Raw genomic sequence first — 26,683 nt, 5'->3', positions numbered from 1 at the left:
TTCAGATATGAGTGTTTTCAATTAAAAAAATGCTAAAAACCCAATAATAACCAAAAGATTGCATTAGGTAGAATAACAATTTAGAGTTTTTTTTGCTGAATGGGAGGATGCAAAAATATTTTATGTAGAAAGAGGTTTAGATTAGAAAAATAGGTACTCGAGATAGCGGTTTAAATCGTAATCAAAAATTATGGATGCAGATGCAATAAAATAGTTAAGATTTTAAAATAGAATATTTTTTTTTCTAAAAAGCAATTAGCTATAATATCAACAAAAAAGCTGTTAACAATCGTGCTAGAAATATTGTCTTAAAGATTTAATTGATAAAGTTGATTTAAAATTATTCATAACGTTTTACTTTTTAAAGAACTGGCAGGATAGAGGCACGAGCTTTTGAGCACTACAAAATTTTGTAGAAAGCCAACTGCTTGATTAACCACTTCTCCTGCCATTTCTTTTAAGCTGCTGTTATGGGCAGATCTAACATTTTTTAATTTAAAGATCCATCCTTAACTCTAGCTATGTAATAAGCTACATACCCAGAACCTGAATTACAGTTAATACTTACGTCTAGTTTTGGATTTACACTAGAGGCAGTATAGCTCAATACATTTTTGGAGTCAGTTTGATTGGCAGCATCTTCAGATGAAGAACCAATTTCACAAAAGCAGTTATTGTCTACATACAAACTTGTTAATGGACATTCAACCCCAAAATTAGCTTTGTAAGCTCCTGAATTTCCAGAGTATGTAAATCCGTATTGAGTTCCAACTAATGCAGCATCTCTTTTGTCTGTTTGCACTAAGCCACAATAAACATATCTACCAGCGCCAGGTATTGGCTGAGGTATATCTATAGCTGCACTAATAAAAGGAGTATGACCAATTGGCTTACCATGTACATTGTAATCATCAACCCAATTTAATTGATTATTTGTTTCATTTAACACTACAACAAAGCAACAAGCTGGTTTAAGCATGAAATAAATGATTGGTATAATGATAGCTATAATTGCAACAGCTATCAATGTCACTAATCCTGCAACTGTAACGGCTTCAACACCTGCTGCAACCGCTAATGTAGCAACCATACCTCCCACAATACCCTCACCAAATGCTGCACCTGCAATTGTTCCGATGGCCGTAATTCCTCCACCCATTAAACTAGCTACAGTTTGACCAACGTTAAAACTTGGCTGAATTAGTTGTGCCGTATTTATCATTGCTGTAACGTAAACTTTGATATTATCCCCTTGTGCAGAAATCAAGTTATTATACTGTTGTGTAGTAAGTGCAATTGCAGGAAATCCAGTAGGATCATCTCCCTCTGCTAAAAAGGGTTTAGCTTTTTCAAAAGCGTCTGCTTTAATTTTTTCGTAAGTATCCGCTAGTTCTTGTTGTGTATTACAGGCCTCTAATTGCTTGAAATAATCAGGATAGGCATTACCAAAAGATGTTTTTAAATTTATTAATTCAGATTTTGTGAACATAAATATTGTTTTTGATTTACCTACTCATAAGGCTTTTCGATTACCGCCTCCAATTAAAGTTGCTGAACAGGAACAGTCCGTTTTTTAAGTGGTTTCTTCTCCACTTTTTTTGTTTTTAATTGTCACTTTGGGTAGTCAACCCTTTGGCTTTCGCAGACTATATTTCGTTTTAAACTTACCTATAACAATTTGCAGCTACAAGAAGTTGGGGATTTCAAATGGCTCTCTTGTTCGAAATGACTTTAAGTTCAATATTTGTATCATTGCTCTATGTTATAGAATCAAATTGTTTTTTTTTAATAAAAATCCGTCTAATGGAATTTGTAAATCTTTTGTCTGTTGGATATTTTCTATGTGGCGTAATGTTATTAAATATTAATGCTATTATAAATAGAATCATTGTACCTGTAAAAACAGGTGATAAAAGATAGAAATAGCCTAATGTTTTGATTTTTTCTGAACCAATTACAGCAATTAAAGCTGTTGCGCCACCAGGAGGATGAAGTGTTTTTGTAATTTGCATTGCAACAATTGATAGAGCAACAGCCAGAGGAGCTGTCAACCAAATAATGTCAGGCAATAATTTGTAAATTGTTACACCGATAAATGCAGATATTAGATGGCCGCCAATTAAGTTTCTTGGTTGAGCCAATGGACTTTGAATTGCTCCGTAAATAAGAACGCTTGATGCGCCAAATGAACCTATAAGAAATATATTTTCCTCCTTTGTCAATATATGATGTTGAAAGAATGCGATTAGTCCGATACCTATAAAAGCTCCAATAAAAGACCAAAAGTGTTCCTTGTAGTCAACTAATGTTTCTTTATATATAACATATCGCGAAACCCTTAAACCTCGTTTTATTGTCTTTTTAACCACCCTTGTCTTTTTTACAATTACTCTTTTTGTTGACGTACTTATTATATCGCAGGATTGGTCTTATGTGTCACCCGCAACGCTTGCCGTCTGTGTTATTAAACTTATGGCTGTTGCAAACTTAGAAGATGATTATTTTGGTTTGACCATAATTCGAATAAATTCCAGCTAGCTCAAAATGGCTGTTGGGGTTGTACTTTAATTAAATTGCTTTTTTATACTCCAAAAAAGTTTCTGAAAACTGTCCTGATTTTTCAAAGCTACTAAAGGAATATAATTCATTTAGACCGAAAGAAGTTTTAATTTCAAGTTTTCCATAACCAACAATTGGTATTTCATAATTGCCTTTGAATCTTTTGTCTGGTGATCCATTCTTATTTACTTTCGCCCAAGTTTTATCAATTATTTTTGTGTCTGAAGGAATTTTTTCTTCTTCTAAAAATCTTTGTTGTGAAAAAGTTAATTCTAAATCTTTAATATCAATTAGTGCAAATTTATTATCGCTTGTAGTGAAAATTATGAATGCAGGATAAATGTATAAATCTCCTCCGTTTTTATTTTCAAAATGAAATGCTGGATAAGTTGATTTTATAATATCAATATTATCGAATTTAAATTTAACAGGTTTACGAGTTACAACACTTGATGCAGCACTTCTTGTAGTTTTCATATCCTGTTGTATGCTCGAAGTAATGTCCCAAATTACTTCTGTTGTTAAGAGTTCATTATAAGAGTTTAATAAACCATTGTATTTTTCTTCAAAAGATTTGTCAAATTCTACGTCAATATTTATAAAACTATTTTCTAATTGATTTTCTAAATCACGCAAATATTCCTCTTTATCGAGAACTTTATTCTTAAAGGCTTTAACGAACAGTCCGACAACAAAAATGAATGCTACTATACGTATGGTTTTTGCAGATTTAATTTCCTTTTTCGTTTGTATAATTTCTTGATTAAGTTCAATTCGGTCTTTATAAACCTCTTCAAGTGTTTCTTTTAGCTCAATAAGATTTGCGCTTGTTAATTTATCAGTTTCTGCACTTTTAATTTCACCAACAATTTCTTGCGTACTATTACTTTTATGTTCAATATTTTCTGAAGAATCTGTGAAATTTGAATTCTGTTTTGTTCCTATTTTTTTTCGGTCATACAAACCTGTTCCGGGAATTCCAGTGTTTAAATAACTTCCTTTTTTTGTGAAGTTTACACTTGCTCCATTTACACCAAGTGTTGAACTTATTCCCGATTTTGAAAGATTTAAATGAAATCCTGGGAATACTTTTACTCTTTTTCTAAATCTCATATTTTAGTATGTTTTTCTGTTTTTTTAGCATTGCCCATAACGTTCTCGCCCTACAAGCAGTTTGAGAATAAGGAAGCAAAATCTTCGGATGAGCACAAATTTATCGGATACAAGACCAACTTTAAATTAAGCCCAAAACCCGCCATTTTTGCAAACTGCTGTTAGCAACAGTTATTATTCTTCAACAATTAAGTAGATTAAGAAAAATTCCGAAATTTTATATTTTTCATACCATTTTTCAACATCAATATTCCCTTTTGACACTTCACAATATCCTAAATTGCCTTTATCTGGATTGTCATTTGGCGGTGTAATTAAAGCAATTTGTATTTCTTTTCCAATTTCAAAATTAATCTTTTCATAACCTCCATTTACTTCTCTAAGTAACATTGTACCATCTTTAAATTTTTTATTAACTTCAAAAATTTGTTTATTAAAAAATGCAGGAAAGAAAAAAGCAATCTTTTCATTGTTTAGAATCTGTTGGGTTATTAAAGAAAATTTAAAATCTTTATTAATCGTAGGTAATCCTTCTCCTTTAGTGTTAATGACAATTTTTTCTATTTCAATTTCCCCGTTTTTATATTTACGTAGAGTAATTTTAAAATTTTTTCCAATTAATTTTTCTGAATTTGTAAAACTAAAATCGAGTTTCTCAATTCCAAGAAAATTTTCCATTACATATTCACGATTATCTTCAGAATAATCAAATTTGGAAATCATTTGTGTTTTTTCTTCTTGACTATAAGTTGTTATAAAAGTAAGAATTAAAGTTATTAATAATAGTTTCTTCATTTACGTATTTTTTATAATTGTTGCTAACGTTATGCCACTTAGCTATGTTGCGAACTTCGTGACCGATTATTTTCCGCTAAAGAAATATAATCTTGCGAAACGTAAACATGAATTTACCGTAAAACTCGCAATATTGCTAAATGGCTGTTGGCAGTTCGGCTTTTTATTTAATTTGCTTTATTTCAATAGGTGCTGGTAATGAAATAATCACTTTTTGTAAATATGGTAAAGCATTTTTATCTCTTTCCGAAAAATACTTTGGTGCACGTTCTTTAATCCATATATCATAAAAATGTTTTCTAAAGTCAGCTAATAAAGTATTTGGATATAATTTTACATTTGGGATTACTCGTCCGTCTGGATATGTATGAGTATAAGTAGGGAAGTCATTAGGTTCTAATCCTTTTTCTTTTCTTATCCATCCTGCAAACATACGTCCTTGAGAGATGTCTGGAACAAGTTTATCTGGCAATTCATAACCTATATCTTCCAACGGAGCTATTAAATTAAAAATTATTTCGTTAAAAACAGAAAAATGAGTGTGTGGAATTTCGCTTCGGTTTATTAAATATCTTTGGATATGATAAGGTAATTTCGATTTGTTTGGAATGTTTCCATTCATCCATTCGAAAACCCACTTTGAAACTAAAACTGCAAATTTAGGAGAAGCCCATTGCGCCAAATTTATAGCAACTTGCGGATGAACCCAAGTTCCTTGAAAAGAAGGTATTCCTCCTTTAATTTGTTGGACAAGTTCCGATATGGGAATTCCCATATCGGCAGAAAGGGCATCTAAAAATTCAATAGTGTTTTTTAGTCTTGAATAATCTGCAAAGTTTTTGTTAGCAGCTTTACAAATATCTGTTGCGTTAATGTAACCATCAGTTATTCTTTGAACTACAGGTATATGCTCTAGTTCTCTGTTAATAAAAGGAATTTCTAATTGTTTAGACATATTTTATGTATTTACGATTTTTTAAGCTGACTGCCAACGTTCACGCCTTAACTAGTTTGCAGGCTTTGGATACGATTACCTTCGCTGTAACGAATATACAATTTAAAATGGAAGTTTTACAAAATTTACAAATTGGTTAAAACCTTTTGTAAGTGGGTAGTAATAGCCATAAAAATACCTCCAGCTTCCTTTTGTTGGTTTATATTTTATTTTAAAACAGAAATTATTTAACAATATATTAATTGATTCACACCTAACATGTAACATAATATGTTACTTTGAACTTATAATTATTTATATTTGTTTCATAATGTTACCAAAATAAAAATAATAACTTATGAATGATCAAATAATTGGATCTAGAATATTAAAGACAGAGCTTATTAAATGGGGGAAACTCCAATTTCTTCAACAAGAAAATTTTAAAGAATGGGTAAACAATGGATCCGAAAAACTGATCGAATCTATTATTAAATACCAATTTATAGATCCCTTTAAAGTCTGGCATCATCAGGGTGTGAACTATTGTTTGGATGGTAGGCATAGGTATTTAGATTTAAACTTTGTTTCACAAATGGCGGGTCATCAAGTTCCAGAAGAATTGCCGGCCACTTTTATTGATTGTGCAAACATGAAAGAAGCTGCGGAACTGGTTTTAGTTTACTCGAGTGCTTATGCTAAAATCACACAACAAGGATTGCTAGATTTCGTTCAAAATTTTGATTTAGATTTTCCAGACTTACAAGGTTTGATGAACATACCGGATTTTGATAATATTGCCTTTGAGGGTCTAATGAACAATACCGGGTCCACAAATCAACCGATAGTACCTTCATCACTAAAGGATAGTTTTATTTTTCCTCCATTTTCAATACTAGACACTCGCTCTGGAGTATGGCAAGAACGCAAACGTAAATGGATTGCTTTGGGCTTTAATTCTCAAGAGACTAGAGAAGATGTAGAATTGATTGCAAAAAGTGGCCAGTCAACGGCTATTTACGAACTAAGAAATAAAATGCGGGAATCATTAGGACGTGAGCCATCATGGGATGAAATTATTGATTATGCAAAACAAAAAGGGATGCACGTGTATGAAGGTGCGAGTATTTTTGATCCAGTTCTTTGTGAATTATCCTACCGCTGGTTTTGTCCCAAAGGAGGCAGGATTTTAGATCCGTTTGCTGGTGGTTCGGTTCGTGGAGTTGTGGCAGGAATTTTAGGCTATCCTTACGATGGAATTGATTTAAGGCTAGCTCAAGTAGAAGCGAATAGAAAACAAGCTGCATTATTAAACTTAGAAGATGTTACTTGGCACGCCGGAGACAGTAATGAGTTTTTAGATGAGGTAGAATTTAAAGATGTGGACTTCCTCTATAGTTGCCCACCTTATGCCGACCTTGAAAAATACAGTGATGATCCAAAGGACTTATCTAATATGGACTATGCAGACTTCAAAGAGGTATATTTTTCAATCATTAAGAAATCAGTTGCGCAATTAAAAGAAGATCGTTTTGCGTGTTTTGTAGTTGGCGATGTTCGCGACAAAAAAGGATTCTATTACAACTTTGTTAGTGATACTATTCAGGCCTTTAAAGATGCTGGGATGGAATATTATAACGAAATCATTTTAGTAAACGTGGTTGGGTCACTGGCAGTACGTGTTAGGCGTCAATTCAATGGAGGTCGTAAAATAGGTAAGATGCATCAAAATGTTTTAGTCTTCTATAAAGGAGACCCAAAAAAAATAAAGCAAAATTACCCGGAATTAAACTTAGGTGAAGACTTGGAAGAGTTGAATAATCAACCCAATATTGCTCTGTAATAATAAAACAGACAAGAAATGTATTTACTAGAGAACATAAAAAAAGGAGCAGATTTCACGTATACAATCGAAGATAGAGGGCAAATAATAGAAGTAAAAACAAAAGTTTTTGCAATCATAGGTAACAAGGTTTTATTATTAGATGGCCATGAGGTTTATGCTTTTTAGAATGACAATAAATTGATTTTTTTATAACGGTGGCTTCGGTCACCGTATAGGTTTGATTTTAGTTTTGTTTATTTTTGAGCCATTAAAAATAAAACTAAGTGTATAAATGGCTAAAAGTAACTATCAAATATTAATAGAAATGAGAGAGTCTATAGTAGCCTATCTAGAAGAAGAAAAAGTAATCAACGAAAAAGCTTTGGCAGCCTATGATCCAAAACCAATTGCAGAGCAAGATCAAGAGATACGTTTGTTAAGAGAAAAAGAAGCCATTAAGCTTAGAGATAGAATAACGGAACTGAGTCGACACATTGCTGTAATTAAAAGGATGTATCCAACAAACCCATAAGTCATGCCGGGAATAAAATCAACAAAATTAGAAACAGAAAAAAGAGTTTTCACTATTCAGGGGTGGATTATTAATGGTATTCAGGATTATTTGATTTTAAAAAATATAGAGCAAGAATGGGGTGTAGGTAGGAGACAGTCTAAAAATTTACTTCAAAAAGCGTATAAGATCTGGCATGAAGATCAAGAGGCGACCATTGAACAAAAGAGAGCGCTTAGAATTGCTGAGTTAAAACAGAATATACGATCTATGAAAGATCAGTTCAAAGGCACTCCACAGGGCATGACGGCTGTAAACCAAATTCAAAAAGAAATTAATAAGTTAGAGGGTCTTTATCCAGTACATCGAGTTATGCTTCAGGGAGATAAAAATAATCCAGTGGCACTAGTTGATGTTTCAGACCCAATTAGCCGTGATAAAAGAATAGCAGAATTAGTTGCAAAAGCGACAAAGTAAAGGCGTGTGTTTTTTTTAACCACAATGTAACATATTATGTTACATTAATGCTTATATTTGAAATCAAATTAAATCATTTAGCCATGAAATAATATTAATAAACTTTAGCTCAAAAGCCAGTCAGTAAACGATTGGCTTTTTAAGTAGGCCATTGATTCCAGACATAAATGGGGAATTCCTTTCGTTATCAGAGAAGCCGTTTCCTTTAGGTTAAAAGTGAAAGAGTGATCAGGGGATTTCGTCTAATGGCAAGACGGTAGCTGGCCACTATTAAAACAGTTCGATTCTGTTATTCTCCACAATATAAAAAGTCATTCACCCCGATAAGTCGGGACATAGAACCATTCGGGTTGGAAAGGCTCGTTAAATCATTCTGTGATACGTGGATTATTGGTCTGGCTCGTAGACAATCTGAATCGTTTAGCGTTGAGATAAGTGAGTGTTTACAATTTTCATAAGCTTACTCTATAAAAAATCAGATGTGAATGACTTTTTTTAATTTTTGAATAACCCAGTAAAATCAGTACTTAACTTAATACACCAGCCCGAGACCAAATCAAAAGATGGATATAAAATTAAAAATTCAAGAAACTCCAACATTCAAGAAACTAATAAAGAATACGCCTTTTTTAAAGGGAATTCTTTTAAAAAACACTACAACTGATAGTATTGAAAGAATTATCTATCAAATTCAGAAATTTGGTGAAGAGTATGTTGTAGATAAAAACTATATGGATAGAGAGCTTCATATTGCCAAAGAAATCATTAAAGATTTAACAGAGTAATTATGAAAATAGAGATAGAAAACGGACGTGTTTTTATTAAAGGAAAAGAAACAACAGATCCGGTTCTTATTGGATATGCTGTATTAGACTATGCTGAAGAGTTAAATACAAATATGTTTGAGAATAAAAACAACGTTCAAATACGTTCAAAAACTGATCAAACAAGAGCTTTGCAAAAGAAATCTAGGGGATTTAAAACTAAATAATTTGCTTACAGAAGCCGAAATTCTAGAACTAGATACTCTTTTGAAAGAAAGAGATATTGATATTTTACGTAATAAGCTTAATGACGAAACTACAGAGCAAAACCCAAATTTCAAGCTATTACAAAAAGCTATTAAAGAACAAAAGTACGAAGAAGTAAACGGTCAAATAGATCTTGTTTCGGGTTATCGCGGTGCTGGGTTAGAAGGTTCTTCCCGTTCTGGTAAAACATGGTCCGGTGTAGATATTATTATTTGGCTTTGCTTATTCTACGAAACCAACGGATGCACAATCAACATTTATCGCCAAACATACAATGAATTCAAAACCACCTTATACGATGATTTCAAGCGTAGGTTAGATGATTTTGGGCTGCCTAATAAATTCCATGATGCCGAAGAAGTCAAAACATTTAAAATAGGTAAATCAAAAATATATTTTATTGGTGATGGTAAGCATGGGGGAGGTTGTGACTATGCTTTTTTTAATGAAGTAATGTTTATTAAAAAATCGGTATTTGACCAGGTAAAAATGCGCTGCCGTAAGTTTTGGTGGGCGGATTATAATCCATCATTTACAGATCATTGGTTTTTCGATAATGCTTTAGGCCGTCCAGACGTTGCTTTCCTAAGAACAACATTTCACGATAACAAATTCATATCACCACAAGAGCGCCATGAGATTACAATAACGGAACCATGGAAGCCTGGTTCTTATATTGTGAAAGACAATGTGATCATGTGTTACAATAAAGACACTAAGAAAGTCGAAGAAATAAGTAAAACTAATCAGCCTCCACCGCATCCAACCAATATTACTAACGGAACAGCCGATGAGGATTACTGGAAAATTTACGGGCTTGGTTTACGTGGTGCAATGAAAGGTTTAATATTTCCTCATGTATTTTGGATTGATTCATTCCCTGAAGATAAAGCGCCAATTTATCCTAATGACTTTGGGTTTACAACAGATCCAAACACCCTTGTTAGATATGCAGAGGATGAGCATAATATTTGGATTGAGCCTTTGTCTTATGAGCCAATAGAAACTCCACCAGCATTGGCAGAGTTACTTATTAGCTTAGGTATTGACAAAACAAAAGACATTATCCCATGTGATTCAGCGGATAAGTACACTGGTGAGAACAAAGGAACCGTGGAAATGGTTCGAGGTTTAAAGAACGAGGGATTTGTCCGTGCTTATAAAATAAGTAAAACCAAATCGGTTATGTTTTGGCTTACTTCTATGAAGAAAAAGAAAATACATATCGTTAAAAATCACTTGTATAAGCAAGCATTAAAGGAGCAGCAAAACTATAAAATGAAGGAGATTGCTGGACTTCAAATCAATCAACCTATTGATAAATGGAACCACATTTGGGATGCTGCTCGTTATGGCCACATCGCTCATAATAGCCAAGGAGTTACCGTTTTTGCAATAACACCAGAAGAAAGTAGAAAATTAAATTATTAATAAAAACACCATGGAAGAAATAATCGAACTATTAAAATCCGACCCACAAAAGGCGATTGAGACAATAAAAGCCAAAAGCATCAAGAAAGCGTCTGATATTGAAAACTATATTAAAGAATACAAAGACTTTGATCGCAGCCAAAGAGATCAACAAATTGAAGTGATTCAAAAAGATAAACCTTTAGAAGGTGGCACGGTTTCTAGAATGGTTAAAATTTACATTAACCACGCCCAGAATATTGCGGAAACATTGGCTGCATTTGTTATTGGAAAACCCATTACCTTAATTCCGTCAGAGGATAATGATTTATCTAAACTGGTTAAGCAAATTTGGCGCGTGAACCGCATTGATTCTAAATTGCTGGAAGCAACTATTGTCAAGTTTTCTCAAACACAGGTGGCAATGCAGTTTTATATTGTGGATGCCGGAGAGACTTCACTCTTAAACAAAGTTTTGGAGTTTATGAAATTGAAAAAACAAGCCAAAGAAATCAAAGCTAAAGTTTTAGACAATACCAAAGGCATTATGACGCCTTACTTTGATAGTTCTGGAGATATGAAGCTCTTCATGTGGGAATATAAATCCAAAGAAGGCGATAAAGAAGTAGCCAATGTGCAAATTTGGAACGAGACAAATATGATTCATTTGAAAGATTTAGCACAGTTTGCAAATCTACCTCATGGATTTGATAGAATCCCCATAGTGTATGATAGTCAAGACGAGCCAATTTGGTACACCGTAAAATCACCAATTGACAGACACGAAGTAGCCATGTCAAAACTAGGCGATGCCAATGACTACTCAGGACACCCGATTTTAGTTACCGAGGGGCAAGTAAATGGAATGCCAACAAAAGAAGAAAGTGGAAAACATTTTAACGTCCCAATTACATTAGGCGGTGACGATGGTAAAACTGTTATCAAAGGAGGGGTTAGTTTTCTTGAAGCAACAACGGCACCTGAAAGCAACAGGTTGGAACTAGACAAGCTGGAGGATATTATCGCTTACGGTTCCGGAGTTCCTAATTTGTCATTAGACAAATTGAAAGCTTTGGGTAATGTGGCCGAAAAAACAGTAAAACTGATGTTTATTGCAACCGACATAAAAGCAGCTTTAAAACAGTCAGCTGCACGTACATTCATCGAAAGATGTGTTAATGTGATTCTATCTGGAGTAACTAAAACTACCAATATCGGAACGGCCACAATTGGTAAATCACTCTATTATGATATTCAATTCAATTCCATTTTACCGTCTGATATTTCAGAAACAGTTACTTACCTGAAATCAGCTGTAGAAGGTAAATTTGTCAGCAAAAAAACGGCTATCGGATTAATCGACTTAGTTGATGATCAAGAGGGAGAGATCAAGCAAATTGAGTTGGAAAATAAAGTTACGGAAGTGATACCTCCAGCTTTGTAATTGATTAAGTTAAAAATATTTTACTTATGAGTGAGATAAATTGCATACCATTCGATGCGGTTTATTTAATAGTATAATTTTTATTAAGTCTTAATAAAAATGTAACATAATATGTTACATTTGTTGACTAATAACAATCAACAATTTAAACATTTTATCATGGCAGTAAAACCAGAAATTATTAAGGCACGACTTAAGGCATTATTTCCTAAGGCGAACTTAAGTCAAAAAAGGCTAGACGTTTACACGGCTAAACTTGCACCAAAGCCAGCTGATGATGCTGATGAAGCGACTATTGATGCTATTATTAACGATTACAATGATGTAATTGATTTTGTAGCGGTAGCTCAAGAGGACGATAGAACAAGAACTCTTGAAGCGGACAAAAAGAAAGCCGAAGAATTAGCAGCAAAAAAAGGCGGTAAAAAAGAAGAGGACGAGGAAGAAGAAGTTAAAATCGATGATGATGCTCCAGCTTGGGCGAAAGCGTTACTAAAGTCAAACGAAAAACTAACTTCTGATTTGGAATCAATCAAATCTGGGAATGTGCTTGAAACTAAAAAACAAACGGCCTCGCAGTTGTTTGGTAAATCCGAAGTTCTAAAAGGGATGAAACCTGAATTAAAAGACCGCTGGATTAACCGTGTAGATGTTAACTCTGATACTCCATTCGAGGATCAAATCAAAGAATTAGAATCGGAATACTCGGAATTAGTACAAGTAAATGCGGATAGTAATGTTTATGGAGGTCCAGCTGGTTTTGGACTTAGTAAATCAGAGCCTACATTGGAAGATATAAAGGCGATTTACGAAGGATAATTTAATAATCTAAAAGGAAGAAGCAATGGCTACATTGGATTTAAGTACAACAGAACAAGAGTTTGAAGGCGGTTATGATGCTGCCATCAAACACTACATTCACGGTAAAGAGGGAGGTTTAGTGTTAGACACTACAGGTTTTCCTGATGATGTTATCTTTAAAGGTCACGGAATTATAAATGATGGGACTGCAGAAGCTCCAATTTATAAGCCGCAGCCAATTGATGGCTCGCTTCATGAAAAGTTAGTAGGCGTTGTGCGCTCGAACACTAAAAAATCAAAACCTTCAACGGGGATGATGACACAAGGAACTATTAACAGTAATGCAACTAAATACCCGTTTAATGCAAATTCAATCGCTGCATTAAAACTTTTAGGCATTCATAACCAAGTAGACTAAAATGGCAAAGTCAATTTTTCAAGATTTAGTAAGTAAATATTTTCCAACAACGGCAAAATACTTTTACGATAAGGTAAATGGTTCTAAAGAAGAGCCTAAATACCTTCACGACGAAATGTTAGATGAGGAGTTCTCAGACGACATGACATACGCTTCTATAAGCGGAAACTTTACAAGAGTTACGGCTGACGTTGTTTCTTTTGATTCTCCAGCTCCAATTAAAACCAGAGGCTCGTTAAAAATGGCTTCTGGAGATATTCCAAAAATGGCTATTAAGTATGTTTTGGATGAAAAACAAATGAACACTTTGATTAATCTATCCAATAGAAAAGACAGAGTTAAAGAACTTATCAAAAAGATTTTCAATGATACAGAATCAGTGATTTATGGTATCAAAGAAAAAATCGAACAGGCTCATTTATTAGGTTTCTCTGGAGGTATTACTTTGATCGAAGACGCTTTAAATGTCGGCACAGGAATCCGCATAAATTATAATATTCCAAAAGACAATCAATTTGGAACATCTGTAAAATGGAGCGATGCTAATTCAAAACCAATTGACGACATAAACAGGATTTTAGAAGCAGCAAAAAGTACAGGGCAAACTCCTAATACTATTTGGATGGATAGTAAGATTGCAAGAAATATTTTGAACAACGATCAAGTAAAACAGATGTTCGCATTTAGTTTGAATTTTGTTGGGACAAATGTACCTTCTTTAAGCACTACTCAGTTAGCAGATGTTTTTAGCAGAAACTTAAATCTAACCTTAAGAATTATTGATAGAACTTTTTTCCATGAAAAAGACGGTAAAAGAACTTCATCTCAAGGATGGACGCCTAACATGGTAGTATTTTCAACTGGAACAAAAGTCGGTGCTTTAGTGTACAGTAAACTTGCAGAATCTACATTTAAACAGCCTCAAGTGGTTTATGCGGAGCCTAATAATTACATCTTGGTTAAAAAAGATGGAACAACTGATCCCGTAAGTGAAAGAACAGCTGGGGAAGCTCTTGTTATTCCGGTATTGCAGAATGTAGAATCTCTGTTTTATTTGAATACAGAGGAAGATACAGCTTCTAAAGATACACAAACAGAGGGTGACGCTGTTTACTTATACAAAACAGTTTCTTATACAAAACCGTCTGTTATTTCTGCAATAAACTCGGCCTATGAAGCTAATAAAGCTAAATCTACTAACCTAGATGCTACATTAGCGAAGTACATTGATGAAATGTCAGAAGAGCAAGTGTTAATTTTCGAAGGTAATATAACACCATCAGTATAATATGTACAGCGAACAAAGCATAGAAGTAATTTCTAAACGCATTGGTTGGGGTAAACCACAAGTAGATGGCTTCACTATTAATTTAGTAGAAGCCATCGAAAATGGCACAAGCAAACGCAATTTTCAGTCGTTTCACCAATTAGTGACTATAGAGAATGTTTTGGCTGCTGTTCCTGATCCAAATATACTTGATGAAGAATTCAATGCTAAACTAGCCGAAATAAGAGACAATGCTACTAGGGCAGTGTTGACGTTGGTTATTGATCTGAATCCAAACAGTGATTTGGAAACAGATTATTCAAATAGTATTATTACTAATTCTGTATTGTTTGACGATGCTGTAGGTTATAAAGTAGCCATGAGCGTTTTAGAGCTTTTTATTTCAACCGAAAGGAAGAATTTTAGCGAAAGATCCGCTCAAATGGCTATTTCTGCATTAAAATTAGAGATAGAAGGATGGAAAAATGAATTAGGTATTACAGTAGCTAACGGGTTAGGGCAAAAACTCAATAAAGCGGTCAAAATGGCTTCAAATAGATTGTTCCCAACAAATCCAACCGTTAATAACGGTAAAACTTGGTAAAAATGAACTACAACAACTATCCAAAAACAGGTATTGACAACAAAATAAAGATCATGCAAGATGTGCTATTTCAACATTTAGGTTTTGAAAATGTTGATTTTTATGGTAGAGTTCAAAAAATAGTAAATAAGGAAGGCAAAGGACTCTCTCCCCAGATTAGCATATCCAATACCGAAAGAAAAGAAGTCCTCTATGATGATAGAAATGCACCAGGTGGGAGTATCTTTTTTGTAGATAATGATGAACACACTACAACAGATGGTGATCGCTTTTTTGCGAAAGTAAAGGTGGTTTTTATGCTCAATTTGAATAAAGTTGCATCTATTAAAAACTATAGATCCGATTCTGAAATTCAACAGAATGCAATAGATCTGCTCAAAAAACTAAAAGCAATTGAGATAACAGCAATTGAAAAAGGAATTGAAAATGTGCTTTCGGATTTCAATACCGATCAAATCAAAGAGTATGACATACAACCGTATCATACTTTTTCAATAAATGGTAATCTATATTATTAATTTAAAAATTAAAATTATGCCAATATTAGTAGAATCAAACAATGCTACAAATACCGCTAGAAATACAGGAGCCAATAGGCAAGTCCTCGAAGGTCCGGTAGTAAAGTATGCTATAGCAACTACCGAGCAAGAATTTGCGACAACAACAGCTGCTAAAGCGTTAGAATCCTGGAAAACGGACGTGCTATTAAAAAAAATAATTCCATTCTATGATTTGGAAGAACTAGCAGTTGCCGATACAGCGGATAGTTATTATGAGGGTAATACCAAATACAAAACGGCAAACGGGAAGAAAATCAGAACATTTAACATGATGATCGGATTGCCATCTCATAATGCAGTGGCCTCATATGATGGAAAAAAAATGCGTCTTTATGAATTTACAGACAAACAAGAAATTAAGGCAATCTCCAATGATGGCGTTAAAGTTAAAGGCCAAATGGTAACCATTGAAGTTGGTAAACGTGTGGATGCTATGAAGGATAAACCACCTTATACTCCAGTAACTTTAACCTACGAAGACTATCGAGAATTTGAAAATGATGGCCATATTTTGCGACCAGATTGGTCTCCAACAGTAGAGGTTAAAGGCATAATAGATGCAATAATTGAACTGGTTTCACAATCTGCAACTTCAGTTAAGTTCAAAGTGTTAGAAAACGACACAAAAGATCCTATCACGTCATTAAAAAATGATGACATAAGTTACACTACAACAGATGGAGCGGCTATTACTCACTCATTTATTGTAGCAGATGCCAATGGAGTATATGAATTAACGGGTACTGATTTTCCCACAAAAGGCATTCTAAATGGTACAGGCGTGCTTGCCAAAGTAGAAGATTCTTATGAAATTATAGCTGAAGCAATAATGCATTAATTTCATCTTAATATCATGGAAAAAAGAAGCTATAACGGAATTACTTTCCGAGAAAACTACGACAGCACATTTGAAGTGTTCAAGGCAGAATTTGAAAATACACATGTATTTAAGAAGTTCCCAGAGAAGGAAAGATTGGTAAAACTAAAAGAAGCATTTAAAGTGGCTACATCTGGCGTTTTAGATATCAAAGTAAAGGATGCCAAAGTAGTTACTAAAGAAAAATAGAATTCTAATCTTATTGTAAAAGAGGCTAAAATCACATGATGGTTTAGCCTCTTTTTTTATAAAAGTTAAATCAAAAATCATGAAAGGACAAATAAAAAGAAGCGATATAATTGATGTAAGAAAAGAGAAAACTTATAAAACAGTTGCCAAAATAGCGCCTTATGTATTTAAGTTTTTAAGGTTGTTTGTTGGAGAAGAAATAGCATCGCAGTTATACATGAAAACTTTGATTTTTTTCTTGCTTAGAAATGTTAAGTAAATATGGCAAACTTCCACCAACATATAGCAATAGCAAAACAATTGAAACCAGAAACGATTTCAAGAGATCTTTTTAAATTCATCAGGAGTATAGAGAAGCAATTTTTAGACAAAAACAAAGAACAATTGTTTGAAAAAAGCCAAGATATCTACGGACAAGCAGTTGGTTTTTACTCCTATGCGACCGAACAGATTACCAAAGGAAAAAAGAAACAAGGCGAACCTTTCGATGCCAAAGATACCGGTGATTTATTCACTAAAATGTATATGCAGGAAGTATCTGGAGTAATTCGTTTTGGTTCAAAATCGCCCCACTATGCTGAGATACTAAAATCAAAAAGCTGGTTATCAAAAGATATTTTAGGACTTACGGATGAAAGTCTTTCGGAATTAATTGAAAACGAATTAAAGCCTTTCATCATTAGTTATTATCGTTTAAAATTAAGGATATGACATACCAAACACTAGAGACCATACCATACAAGATAGTTCTAAAAATAGTCCATGATCCCGTTTTAAATCTTCATCTACTTACCGATGAAGAAAATCCAGATTTAGAAAAACTAGAACTTATTTGGGCTTCTATTTTTGAAGAACTAATTGTTTTGAATACTAGCAGTACTTCGGACGAAATACTAAAAATAGAATGCGAAATTTCAGCATTAAACTGCAAACATGATCTTATTCAATTAGCAATTGTGGCCTTAGAATTTGATTATGATGAAGAATTAGCAAACATTTTACGAACATACGGATATAAGATCACTGCCGAGAATTACTATTCGGATTTAGAGATGGTAAGGCGGGAGAGTCAAGCTATTCTAACTAGCGTTAAAAAGTATCAAAGCAAACTACCAAAACAAGATGAAAATCAAAGTTTGAACAAAATAAATATTGACGAGGTTCTTGCTTTCTATTGTACAATACTTGGGGGATTAGATTTTGACTACAACACAGTTACGTATACTAAGGTTATGGCATTACAAAAACAGGTTTCCGAAAAAATTAAGGCAATTGAAAAAAGTAACCCGAAAAAATAAGCTATGGCAAAAGATGGAATAATTACTCGAAGAGATATAATTGAGGACCAAGCAATGACCATTGGTTCTGAATATGCTAAAAATATGCAACCGGCTATTGAAGCCAATAAACAATTGGTGGCATCATTGAAAGAAATGGCACCATTAGTAAATGCTTTTAGGAAAACAGACAGCCAACAGGCTTATATTGCATTAAAACAGCAAGAAAATTTAACCACTCTTAAAGCAATTAATGCTAATAAATTACTGGAATCTTCGGAAGCAGCTTTAGAGAAGAAAATAAAGCAAAACACAGTTGTTTGGAGAGAGCAAGATCAGGCAGAGAAAGCGTTGATTTCTACCAAAAGAAAAAATGAATTAGCTACTGAGGGAACGAATAAAGCATTAGCGAAAGAGCGTGTTTTATTATCTGAAACAAATAAAGAAATAAAATTACAAGCCAGAGAGAATTTGGGATTAGTAGGCGCTTACGAAAAATTGAATCGTGCCCGAACAGAAGCCCAAAAAAGGCTGGCAGATCTTCTTTCTGCTGAAGTAAAAAATAATGCTGAAATAAAAATTGCTCAAAGAGAGTATCAAATACTTGATGTAAGAGTAAAAGCCGTTGATGCAGCAACCAAAAACTATAGTAAAAATATAGGGAATTACGGTTCGGCATTTGAAGGACTAAACAGTACTTTGAAGGACTTGATATCGACTTTTGGTTTGCTTACTGGTGTCGCGTTGTTTGGCACCATAATGAAAGATATCTTTAGCACTATTAAAGATTTTGACCGCCAGTTAATTGCCGTTGGAAAAACAACTAATATTTCAGGCGAAGATTTAAAACAATTTGGTCGTGAAGTTGTTGATTTAGGGAGTGATTTAGATGGGATTTCAATAAATGGTTTATTGCGTTCTGCTGAGGTTGCTGGAACATTAGGAGTAAAAGGAACAGATAATATTTTGAAATTCTCCACTGCCATCGAGAAACTAAAATTAACCTCTGATATTATTTCAGATGAACAGGTGCAAAATTTTGCAAAATTTATAGAAGTTTCCTCGGATAGTTTTGAGAATGCAGATCGTTTAGCATCAGTTATTACAGAGCTTGGAAATAATATGGCTACTACTGAAGCACAAGTCTTAGGGAATGCTTCCGAAATTCAAAAAGGTATTGCGGTTTATGAAACCTCTGCCCAAGGTGTTTTGGGATTGGGTGCTGCAACATCTGCATTAGGTTCTGAGGCTGAAAGCTCCAGAAGCGCCATTCAATCTACCTTTGCAATTTTAAACAAAGCAACGTCCACAGGTGCCAATTTAGAAAAAGTTTTAAAGTTGACCGGACTTACTCAAAAAGAATTATCAGAGCAGTTTAATAAAGACGCAACCGGTGTATTTCAAAAGTTTGTAAAAGGATTGAGCTCCGCAAAAGATGAAGGCCAAAATCTATCCTTGGTATTAGAAGATTTGGGTATTACAGAAAAAAGAGCATTCACCGTGGTAGGTTCTTTGGCTGCTAACTATAGTGTGCTTGAAAACGCAATGAACTTAGCCAATGCAGAATATGTAAATAACATTGCTCTAAATAAGGAAGTGGAAGCCGCTTCGCAAAGTATTGCATCGATTATTGGAGATATCAAAGATGAATTTGAAGCCTATGTTTTAGCCACAAATGATGCGAACAACGGTACTGAGATAATCACAAAAACGCTAAAATTCTTTAGGGATAATCTAAAAGATATCATTAGCGGATTTTTAAAATATGGATCCGTTATTGTTACTTTTCTAGCAATCCAAAAATTACTTAATTTCCTGTCATTGACATATAATGCCATTAAAGTCGCTGGCGTTGCTGCTCAAATTTCATTCACAACTGCTACCGGTTTAGGTACTGCAGCTATGAAAGCGCAAGCATTGGCAGCGCAAGAAGCCACAGTAGCTCAGGAAGGATTAAACATTGCAACCAAAGCAACACCATGGGGGATCATTCTTGCAGCCTTGACCGCTGTTGTAGTTGCTTACATGGTGTTTAATGATGAACTTTCAAACAATGAAAAATTATTACTTATAATCAAGAATCAAACAAAAACGCTTCAAGACACCGAAGCAAATTATAATAAAAAAAACGATGAATATACCGCTAAAAGATTTAAACAAATAGAGGAGGAAATAAAATTACGCCGTGCTAAAGGCGAAGATTCAAAAAAACTAGACGAGGAAGAGATTTTACTAAAAAAGGAAGTATTACAGACTAATTTAGACACCTATGGAAATCTGAAAAAACAAGAACTTGATAGAACAAGAAATCAAATAGAGCAAAGTGAAGCGAGAATAGTACAATTGACCAAAGAAAACGCTGTACTAGCAAAAAGCGGTTATAGAGTAAGCAAGCAAGGGAATACAAGTGAGGAAATAAGCGCTTTGATTGAGAATGAAAAAGAAAAATTAAAAGTCACTAAAAACGCCTTATTTCAAAATTCAAAAATAACGATCCAAGAGCAAAAAAGACGTCAAGCATTGTTGGATGATCTTGATAAAGATCGAGCTGTTAAAGAAGCTGCCTTTCAAAATGAAGAAAATAAAAAAGCAATTGCAGTTAGACAAAAAAGACTAAAAGAGGCTTATGACTTAGAGAAAAAAGCACAAGACGACTTATTTAAACTTAGACAATTTCGTTTACAATTAGCGATGGAAATGGATGATGAGATATTAAAAAATGATAAAACTACATTAGATAATCGCTTAGACGCATTGAATGAATTTGAGCAATTATTTTCATCTAAAACCAAAGAATCTGCCGAATTTGAACTTCAACAATTGGGAGTTTACAATGAAAAAACAGGGAAATTAGTTCGCGAGTTATCTAATAACGAAATACAAATACTATTAGATGAAGGTACGATTAAGAAAAGATTGACATCGGAACAATTACTAATACTAGAGAAATACCAAAATGAACAAACAAAATTAAAACAAAAAGGAGTAGAGGAACGTCAAAAGATTATCGATAGTCAAGTTGATTTAATTACTAAAGATTCTAACTCAAAAATTCAAGGACAAGATACCGAGTTAAGCAAGGCTTTGGAAGCTGAGAACATCAAGTTCAAAGCGATAACTGAAGGGCAAAAAAACATAAAGGATGCAACTGAAGAACACGAGCGTCAAATATTAGCTATAAAAGAACTTTACGCTAAAAAAGGATTGCAAGCACAGATCGATGCTATTCAGACATTGTTGGACCATCAAGATGTATTGCCAGAATCGGAAAGAATTTCAGCAGATAAAAGAGCCAAAATTGAAAATGATTTAGCTAAGTATAAACTGCAGTTATCTGAGATTGGAATTTCAGATTTTACAGCAATGGCTGAGAAAAGAGTAGAGCTTGAAAAAGAGGCAGTAGAAACTATTAAAGAACTTTCAACAGCTTTAAAAGATACCTTAGTTGATTTGACCAATACTATTTTTGATGCCAGAATTCAAAACATAGATAATGAAATATCCGCTTCTAATGATTATTACGACAAGCAAATTGAACTCGCTGGTAATGATGAAAGACAAAAAGTATTATTAGAAAAAGAGCGAGCCAAAAAAGAGAAAGAACTTCAAAAAGAAAAGAAAAAAGAACAAATAAAGCAGGCAGTATTCAACAAAGCATTAGCTATAGCTGAGGCTGGTTTTAATACCGCAAAAGCAGTGACGGCAGCATTATCTGCGGGTCCCGGAATAGGACTGGTATTAGCTGTACTTACAGCAGGAGTAGCAGCGGCTCAACTTGCAGCAATAATAGCCACTCCAATACCTAAATATAAGGATGGTCGTAAAGGAGGTCCTGCTGAGTTCGCTGAGGTTGGTGATGGTGGCGTTTCCGAGATTATTTCACGCCCTGATGGTTCAGGAGCCAGAAAAACACCAAACAAGCCTACCCTTACATTTCTTGAAAAAGACGATGTTGTTCATAAGTCAGAAGCAGAATATAATAAATTTATGAGACAAAAAATCCTCAATGGTTTTTTTAAAGAAAAAGAACTTTCTAATACTTTCCATATCATAGGAGGATACAATGATGATTCGGAGCTCATAAACGAAATGAAACTAACCAGGGAGGCAATTAAAAAACAAAAGACAACATTTAACGTAATCAATAAAATTGATTTAGGTTATGAAAATTACAGAAATTCTAATATAAACTGGAAAAACTAATGGGGACAATCAACCACGGATATATTGATAGAGTAAAATACATCCTAGAATGCGAGAAATTAAATAGTTCAATGCTCATTACGGAGCCTATCGGATGGAACGAAGACAATAAGGAATTTGCTAGAAATGGGGAATATGATGGTATTGTTGCAAAATTTTCTAACTCATTAAAGTTTGTTGGTAATGGAGCGGATTATATCCAACTTGCTTATGAGCTTCATGATGTAATGGCTAATATCAAACTCACAAAATATGAAAAACATCCTAAAACAGATAAATGGATAAAGATTTATTGGGGTTATTTAGATCTAATGACCAGAAAAGTAGAAAGAAATCAAGTATCTGTTAAGTTCAACTCTGGAGGCCTACAAGAAGATTTAAAATCTAGAGAAGATGCAAGTTTTGAAATGGATAGAACAACAACAATTGACGGAATATCCATAAAAAGTATAGAGGAGCAAGAGGTTTATATTAGCGGAAGAAGAATTTTTTTAAAATCAAAATGGGATGCTAAAAATATTGAAAATAATGCAATTTTGTCTGTTTCTTCTAAAGATGGAAATACACGTAATCAAACACACGGTATTCCGTTTAGTTATATTTCGCAATCCCATGAGCAAGGTCAAAATGTATTACCTGAATCCATAGGTACGGAAGATGTTGGAACCGCTGGAATGATGTTTTTAGCAAATTTTGATAGAACTAGGGAAATTATAATCAAAGGATCTGGAATCTCCTTTAAAGCAGCTATTCTAAAAAGTGACTGGGAGTTAGCTTTTTTTACAGTACGATTAACCACCTATGCTAATGGGGGAAGTTACAACGCTAAGTCCAGCACCATACTATTTCATGCCGGTGTGGGGTCTGCTACTATTCCAGATTTATGGGATATCAATAATCAAACAATTACTATTCCAGACTTTAACATACCTATTACAGTTAATGAGGGCGAAAGTGTTGCGATGGAGTTTTATATAAAAGCAAATTTAAAGGATCTTAGGTACAAGACAGCTACATTTAAAATTGCAATTACTAATATTAAGGGTAGTTTTTTGGCTGAAGAAGATTCTAGTTTTGATGCTTCAACAGCAAAATGTTATTTGGTTCATGATGTTTTAGATCATTTGGCCAGTATATGCTCTAATAGTAAAAAGGTTTTTTATTCAGATTATTTTGGTAGAAAGGACTTAGGATATGAGGTAAATGGATTTGGAGCATTCATTGGATTAACCCATGGCTTTGCTTTGCGAGGATTTAATAAATTACCTATACCGGATCCGGATAACGGTATTGAAAATTTATACAAACCGATGACAACATCACTTAGAGATGCATTTACATCCTTAAAAAGTGTGTTTAATATTGGGGTAGGTATTGAGGAAATAAACGGAAAAGAACGTATACGAGTTGAGGATATGAGTTTCTTTTACAATAATAATGTAACAGTAAAACTTCCAAATCAAGTAAAAAAAATAACCAGAAGTACCGCATCAGACTATTACTGGCCATCCATAGAAATTGGATATGAAAAGGGTGGCGAAAATGAGGAAGCACAAGGTTTGGACGAACCTAACGGGAGGTCTAATTTTACCACTTTTATTAATAAAGGAAAAAACAGCTATTCTCAGCTATCTAAATACATAGGTGGGATGTACCCAAAAGAATTCACCAGAAGGAAGCCAAGAAAAAAATACCCAACGGAAGATACAAAGTACGATAACGATATCTTTCTTTTGGATCTAAAACGAGCTACAAGTGGTTTGTTTGAAGAAAGAAAATGGCAGGATGATTTTTCTAAACAGCCAACGGGTATTTTTTCACCAGAAACGGCAACAAATTTGAGGTTATCGCCTGTAAATATGCTACTAAGACATGGCTGGCTAATTGCTACCGCTTTAACAAAATTTGCAACTGAAAAAATTAGATACAGTTCTTCAACAGCCAATAGTCAATTAAAAACGCAGTTAAAAACCCAATCTGAGTATTCAGAAAATGGAGATATCTTTAACTCTGAACTCACAAAACCAAGGTTTGTTCCAGAATGGATTGAATTTGAACATGAATGTACCTTTGATTTAATGCAACTTATTCAAAGTAGTACTTTAATCAACGGAAAATTGGTTCAAAATTTCTACGGAACATTTGAATTTATTAATGAAAAAAATCAGACCGAAAAGGGTTTTTTATTCAATTTAAAACCCAATGAAGGAAAATGGAAATTATTAAAAGCAAATAGATAGCATTATGGCATATTCTAAAATAACAATAGATTTTACAAGCCCAATTATAGCTGGCACTTTTTTAAACCTTACTGAGAGTAATTATGGAATTTCATTATTTGAGATCTTTAAAAATGCAAGAATCTCAAGAGGGAGTGTAGCAATTCCAGAAGGTGTTCCAGAAGATTATAATCATCCAGAGATTTATTATAAACTACTTGCTAGCTCCTACCGTAATGCTTTCAATTTAGATTATAACACTTCCAATTTATTTACAGTTGAAATAAATGGATCTGGAATTGCAGGAAGGGTGACCATACTGGCTAATTATGAAAATGCAAATTTTATATTAAGTGGGACAGACTCTGGTGCAATTATTTCTATAGTTAACCAACAGTTCACACCTCCATTTATTCATACTATCACTTCTTTTTCAGAAGCAACAGAGGATAAATCAAAAAAAATAAAAATTACACAAGCTACTTCAGAATTAGCGGTCAGTATAAGTTCGCCATTTAATTTGCTGAACAACACCAGTAATCCTTTTAGTTTTGAGTGGCAAAGAGGGCAAGTCATCAATTTAACCGTAAAGAATGCTGCCGGATTGGAGGCGACAAATTTAATTACATTGCCAGACGTTCTGAGTGCGGATAATTTTTCAATAAAAATAAACAATAGTCCCAATGGAGCTACGGCTATAGTAAATAACGCATTCACGACAGGATTAACTCTTGCCTATTCCTTAAACGGTACTGACTTTCAACACGCAAATGTATTTAGCGGCTTAGATGTTGGTAATTACACTCTCTATGTTCTGGATCAATATGGGGGAGCTTTTTCAAAATCATTTTCAGTGGACCAAAATGGGGTGTATGTACCTTTTTTTTACATTTCAAAAAGTAACTCCATTCGTTTTGCTAAAAGAGTTAAATGGAGTGATACTTTTAACTATAAAACAGATGAAAATACTTTGGGATCCGAAGTGGATGTTAAAGTAGCTTATTCTGGTTGTCAAAATTTTAAATCAGACACTATTATCACAACACAATTTAAATCGAACTATGCTACTAATACGGTTAATATCATAAAATCAGATAAAACAAAAATTTCTGTTCCGGTAGTAAAAAAAACAAATAATATTGGAATTAAAGATAAGCGAGATGCTATTAAATTTAATTTAGGCGGTACTAATACTGGAGTGTATTTCTTAGCAGGAAATAGATACGACTATGCTACTAATGCAGTTATTGATTCTTATGCACTTAATGGATTGCTTCCTGAGTGGGCAATAATTGGCAATTACATAAATCTAGAAAATGCGTGGTACTTAATTGACAACATTTTTTACGATGATGATAAAAATGCGGATGTATTGGTGATATCCAATACCTATTCCGGAATAGATGTCGGAGTGATGGTAAGTTCTATATACAATGATTTTAATTACGAAGTTTATGAATTTACAATTGACTTGAGTAATTATTTAAATCAGACCCTTCAAATTGAAATTGAAAATACAGACAATCGTTTCGATTCCCTAAAACATATTAGTGAGAGATTGATCATTGCCAAAAATTTTCTAAAAAATCTAGAAATAAATTATTGGAACCATGATAACACGGATATTTTTTATGCCACAGGTATCCGTCATTTAATGAATGTTGAAGTTACCAAACAAGCAGGAGTTAGCCAAGAAGAGAGTGAAGTTTATAAAACAGATACAAATGCTGTTCTGTTAAGTGCACAATCCTATGAGGCAGATAAATTTACTTTTGAACCACTCAGCAAAGAGATATGGAGAAAATTAATGATTGCATTATCCCATAAAATGGTATATATCAATGGAACTCAATATGTAAAAAGTGGTGATTTTGAAACTGAAGGACCTTTAAACGACTCAAATCTATATGTACTTAGTGCAATAATGGTCAAAGCAGGAGCGGTATATAGTACCAGTAGCGAAATGGATGAGATGTTGAATGATCAAGTAATAGAAATTCCAGGCTTAATTCAGACCGAAATAGGTTTCTTGAAGTATTGATATATATGTATTCTGTAATACTATTTTTAGTTAATAAAAAAACCCGCTAATCAATTAGTGGGTTTTGTTTTTTTTAGCTCTAGTATTTTCTTCTTCGTGGTATCGTCAATAATGTGAATATGTTGATG

Annotated in this window: 26 protein-coding genes; 21 read left to right on the top strand and 5 right to left on the bottom strand. The window is 33.7% G+C overall.

What is annotated here, in order from left to right; translation table 11 throughout:
- Window positions 1-490 precede the first annotated feature (490 nt).
- The 5 genes from LB076_RS13230 to LB076_RS13210 form a co-directional block, all read right to left on the bottom strand.
- Window positions 491-1,489: a hypothetical protein gene (locus LB076_RS13230; protein WP_066332372.1), complete on the bottom strand. Its 999-nt coding sequence runs from the start codon at window positions 1,487-1,489 to the stop codon at window positions 491-493.
- A 268-nt stretch (window positions 1,490-1,757) separates the two neighbouring features.
- Window positions 1,758-2,369 carry an HPP family protein gene (locus LB076_RS13225; protein ID WP_066332371.1) on the bottom strand — a complete coding sequence of 204 codons (612 nt, stop codon included), beginning with the start codon at window positions 2,367-2,369 and terminating at the stop codon, window positions 1,758-1,760.
- 199 nt (window positions 2,370-2,568) lie between these two features.
- The gene (locus LB076_RS13220; RefSeq protein WP_066332370.1) at window positions 2,569-3,672 is read right to left on the bottom strand and encodes a DUF4236 domain-containing protein; all 1,104 of its coding nucleotides are present in this window, start codon (window positions 3,670-3,672) and stop codon (window positions 2,569-2,571) included.
- 174 nt (window positions 3,673-3,846) lie between these two features.
- A complete protein-coding gene (locus tag LB076_RS13215) occupies window positions 3,847-4,467 on the bottom strand; it encodes a hypothetical protein (RefSeq protein WP_066332368.1) in 621 nt (206 codons plus the stop codon).
- A gap of 163 nt (window positions 4,468-4,630) precedes the next feature.
- The gene (locus LB076_RS13210) at window positions 4,631-5,422 is read right to left on the bottom strand and encodes a KilA-N domain-containing protein (RefSeq protein ID WP_066332363.1); all 792 of its coding nucleotides are present in this window, start codon (window positions 5,420-5,422) and stop codon (window positions 4,631-4,633) included.
- Between the two features lie 337 nt (window positions 5,423-5,759).
- Between LB076_RS13210 and LB076_RS13205 the strand changes: the two genes are divergently transcribed.
- From LB076_RS13205 to LB076_RS13110, 21 genes are all read left to right on the top strand, one after another.
- Entirely contained in the window at window positions 5,760-7,244 is a 1,485-nt protein-coding gene (locus LB076_RS13205) for a class I SAM-dependent methyltransferase (protein ID WP_066332360.1), read from the top strand.
- 18 nt (window positions 7,245-7,262) lie between these two features.
- Window positions 7,263-7,412: a hypothetical protein gene (locus LB076_RS13930; protein WP_157776693.1), complete on the top strand. Its 150-nt coding sequence runs from the start codon at window positions 7,263-7,265 to the stop codon at window positions 7,410-7,412.
- 106 nt (window positions 7,413-7,518) lie between these two features.
- Window positions 7,519-7,758 (top strand): hypothetical protein, encoded by a 240-nt coding sequence (locus LB076_RS13200; RefSeq protein ID WP_066332357.1) that lies wholly within the window; start codon window positions 7,519-7,521, stop codon window positions 7,756-7,758.
- A gap of 3 nt (window positions 7,759-7,761) precedes the next feature.
- Window positions 7,762-8,214: a hypothetical protein gene (locus LB076_RS13195; RefSeq protein ID WP_066332354.1), complete on the top strand. Its 453-nt coding sequence runs from the start codon at window positions 7,762-7,764 to the stop codon at window positions 8,212-8,214.
- Between the two features lie 563 nt (window positions 8,215-8,777).
- Complete coding sequence (locus LB076_RS13190; protein ID WP_066332351.1) at window positions 8,778-8,999, top strand: hypothetical protein; 222 nt, start codon at window positions 8,778-8,780, stop codon at window positions 8,997-8,999.
- A gap of 2 nt (window positions 9,000-9,001) precedes the next feature.
- Window positions 9,002-9,205: a hypothetical protein gene (locus tag LB076_RS13185; protein WP_066332348.1), complete on the top strand. Its 204-nt coding sequence runs from the start codon at window positions 9,002-9,004 to the stop codon at window positions 9,203-9,205.
- A gap of 1 nt (window position 9,206) precedes the next feature.
- A complete protein-coding gene (locus LB076_RS13180; RefSeq protein ID WP_066332345.1) occupies window positions 9,207-10,676 on the top strand; it encodes a terminase large subunit domain-containing protein in 1,470 nt (489 codons plus the stop codon).
- 10 nt (window positions 10,677-10,686) lie between these two features.
- Entirely contained in the window at window positions 10,687-12,099 is a 1,413-nt protein-coding gene (locus tag LB076_RS13175; protein ID WP_066332343.1) for a phage portal protein, read from the top strand.
- Between the two features lie 159 nt (window positions 12,100-12,258).
- Window positions 12,259-12,918: a hypothetical protein gene (locus tag LB076_RS13170; RefSeq protein ID WP_141672807.1), complete on the top strand. Its 660-nt coding sequence runs from the start codon at window positions 12,259-12,261 to the stop codon at window positions 12,916-12,918.
- A gap of 25 nt (window positions 12,919-12,943) precedes the next feature.
- Window positions 12,944-13,318, top strand: a complete 375-nt coding sequence (locus tag LB076_RS13165; protein WP_066332340.1) for a hypothetical protein — start codon at window positions 12,944-12,946, stop codon at window positions 13,316-13,318.
- 1 nt (window position 13,319) lies between these two features.
- Window positions 13,320-14,606 carry a major capsid protein gene (locus tag LB076_RS13160; protein ID WP_066332338.1) on the top strand — a complete coding sequence of 429 codons (1,287 nt, stop codon included), beginning with the start codon at window positions 13,320-13,322 and terminating at the stop codon, window positions 14,604-14,606.
- Window position 14,607: 1 nt separating this feature from the next.
- The gene (locus LB076_RS13155) at window positions 14,608-15,189 is read left to right on the top strand and encodes a hypothetical protein (protein ID WP_066332336.1); all 582 of its coding nucleotides are present in this window, start codon (window positions 14,608-14,610) and stop codon (window positions 15,187-15,189) included.
- A gap of 2 nt (window positions 15,190-15,191) precedes the next feature.
- On the top strand, window positions 15,192-15,707 hold the full coding sequence (locus LB076_RS13150) for a hypothetical protein (protein WP_066332335.1): 516 nt from the start codon (window positions 15,192-15,194) through the stop codon (window positions 15,705-15,707).
- Window positions 15,708-15,723: 16 nt separating this feature from the next.
- Window positions 15,724-16,587, top strand: coding sequence for a hypothetical protein (locus LB076_RS13145; RefSeq protein WP_141672806.1), 864 nt, complete (start codon window positions 15,724-15,726; stop codon window positions 16,585-16,587).
- 15 nt (window positions 16,588-16,602) lie between these two features.
- A complete protein-coding gene (locus tag LB076_RS13140) occupies window positions 16,603-16,815 on the top strand; it encodes a hypothetical protein (protein WP_066332332.1) in 213 nt (70 codons plus the stop codon).
- Between the two features lie 79 nt (window positions 16,816-16,894).
- Window positions 16,895-17,074 (top strand): hypothetical protein, encoded by a 180-nt coding sequence (locus LB076_RS13135; protein WP_066332330.1) that lies wholly within the window; start codon window positions 16,895-16,897, stop codon window positions 17,072-17,074.
- Window positions 17,075-17,076: 2 nt separating this feature from the next.
- The gene (locus LB076_RS13130; protein ID WP_066332328.1) at window positions 17,077-17,526 is read left to right on the top strand and encodes a hypothetical protein; all 450 of its coding nucleotides are present in this window, start codon (window positions 17,077-17,079) and stop codon (window positions 17,524-17,526) included.
- Window positions 17,523-18,113, top strand: a complete 591-nt coding sequence (locus LB076_RS13125; RefSeq protein ID WP_066332326.1) for a hypothetical protein — start codon at window positions 17,523-17,525, stop codon at window positions 18,111-18,113. The genes LB076_RS13130 and LB076_RS13125 overlap by 4 nt, the downstream gene beginning before the upstream one ends.
- Before the next feature lie 3 nt (window positions 18,114-18,116).
- Window positions 18,117-22,295 carry a hypothetical protein gene (locus LB076_RS13120; protein WP_066332323.1) on the top strand — a complete coding sequence of 1,393 codons (4,179 nt, stop codon included), beginning with the start codon at window positions 18,117-18,119 and terminating at the stop codon, window positions 22,293-22,295.
- Entirely contained in the window at window positions 22,295-24,535 is a 2,241-nt protein-coding gene (locus tag LB076_RS13115) for a hypothetical protein (protein ID WP_066332322.1), read from the top strand. Before LB076_RS13120 ends, LB076_RS13115 begins: the two co-directional genes overlap by 1 nt.
- A 4-nt stretch (window positions 24,536-24,539) precedes the next feature.
- Window positions 24,540-26,555: a hypothetical protein gene (locus LB076_RS13110; protein ID WP_066332315.1), complete on the top strand. Its 2,016-nt coding sequence runs from the start codon at window positions 24,540-24,542 to the stop codon at window positions 26,553-26,555.
- Window positions 26,556-26,683: the final 128 nt, after the last annotated feature.

Origin of the sequence: Flavobacterium crassostreae, assembly GCF_001831475.1 — a bacterium.
Classification (GTDB): domain Bacteria; phylum Bacteroidota; class Bacteroidia; order Flavobacteriales; family Flavobacteriaceae; genus Flavobacterium; species Flavobacterium crassostreae.
This window is presented reverse-complemented; position numbering and strand designations above follow the sequence as displayed.

Excerpts from the sequence above, each read along its gene's own strand:
- LB076_RS13230 (WP_066332372.1), bottom strand. The coding sequence starts at position 1,489 with ATGTTCACAAAATCTGAATTAATAAATTTAAAAACATCTTTTGGTAAT.
- LB076_RS13220 (WP_066332370.1), bottom strand. The coding sequence starts at position 3,672 with ATGAGATTTAGAAAAAGAGTAAAAGTATTCCCAGGATTTCATTTAAAT.
- LB076_RS13215 (WP_066332368.1), bottom strand. The coding sequence starts at position 4,467 with ATGAAGAAACTATTATTAATAACTTTAATTCTTACTTTTATAACAACT.
- LB076_RS13210 (WP_066332363.1), bottom strand. The coding sequence starts at position 5,422 with ATGTCTAAACAATTAGAAATTCCTTTTATTAACAGAGAACTAGAGCAT.
- LB076_RS13205 (WP_066332360.1), top strand. The coding sequence starts at position 5,760 with ATGAATGATCAAATAATTGGATCTAGAATATTAAAGACAGAGCTTATT.
- LB076_RS13930 (WP_157776693.1), top strand. The coding sequence starts at position 7,263 with ATGTATTTACTAGAGAACATAAAAAAAGGAGCAGATTTCACGTATACA.
- LB076_RS13200 (WP_066332357.1), top strand. The coding sequence starts at position 7,519 with ATGGCTAAAAGTAACTATCAAATATTAATAGAAATGAGAGAGTCTATA.
- LB076_RS13195 (WP_066332354.1), top strand. The coding sequence starts at position 7,762 with ATGCCGGGAATAAAATCAACAAAATTAGAAACAGAAAAAAGAGTTTTC.
- LB076_RS13190 (WP_066332351.1), top strand. The coding sequence starts at position 8,778 with ATGGATATAAAATTAAAAATTCAAGAAACTCCAACATTCAAGAAACTA.
- LB076_RS13185 (WP_066332348.1), top strand. The coding sequence starts at position 9,002 with ATGAAAATAGAGATAGAAAACGGACGTGTTTTTATTAAAGGAAAAGAA.
- LB076_RS13175 (WP_066332343.1), top strand. The coding sequence starts at position 10,687 with ATGGAAGAAATAATCGAACTATTAAAATCCGACCCACAAAAGGCGATT.
- LB076_RS13170 (WP_141672807.1), top strand. The coding sequence starts at position 12,259 with ATGGCAGTAAAACCAGAAATTATTAAGGCACGACTTAAGGCATTATTT.
- LB076_RS13165 (WP_066332340.1), top strand. The coding sequence starts at position 12,944 with ATGGCTACATTGGATTTAAGTACAACAGAACAAGAGTTTGAAGGCGGT.
- LB076_RS13160 (WP_066332338.1), top strand. The coding sequence starts at position 13,320 with ATGGCAAAGTCAATTTTTCAAGATTTAGTAAGTAAATATTTTCCAACA.
- LB076_RS13155 (WP_066332336.1), top strand. The coding sequence starts at position 14,608 with ATGTACAGCGAACAAAGCATAGAAGTAATTTCTAAACGCATTGGTTGG.
- LB076_RS13150 (WP_066332335.1), top strand. The coding sequence starts at position 15,192 with ATGAACTACAACAACTATCCAAAAACAGGTATTGACAACAAAATAAAG.
- LB076_RS13145 (WP_141672806.1), top strand. The coding sequence starts at position 15,724 with ATGCCAATATTAGTAGAATCAAACAATGCTACAAATACCGCTAGAAAT.
- LB076_RS13140 (WP_066332332.1), top strand. The coding sequence starts at position 16,603 with ATGGAAAAAAGAAGCTATAACGGAATTACTTTCCGAGAAAACTACGAC.
- LB076_RS13135 (WP_066332330.1), top strand. The coding sequence starts at position 16,895 with ATGAAAGGACAAATAAAAAGAAGCGATATAATTGATGTAAGAAAAGAG.
- LB076_RS13130 (WP_066332328.1), top strand. The coding sequence starts at position 17,077 with ATGGCAAACTTCCACCAACATATAGCAATAGCAAAACAATTGAAACCA.
- LB076_RS13125 (WP_066332326.1), top strand. The coding sequence starts at position 17,523 with ATGACATACCAAACACTAGAGACCATACCATACAAGATAGTTCTAAAA.
- LB076_RS13120 (WP_066332323.1), top strand. The coding sequence starts at position 18,117 with ATGGCAAAAGATGGAATAATTACTCGAAGAGATATAATTGAGGACCAA.
- LB076_RS13115 (WP_066332322.1), top strand. The coding sequence starts at position 22,295 with ATGGGGACAATCAACCACGGATATATTGATAGAGTAAAATACATCCTA.
- LB076_RS13110 (WP_066332315.1), top strand. The coding sequence starts at position 24,540 with ATGGCATATTCTAAAATAACAATAGATTTTACAAGCCCAATTATAGCT.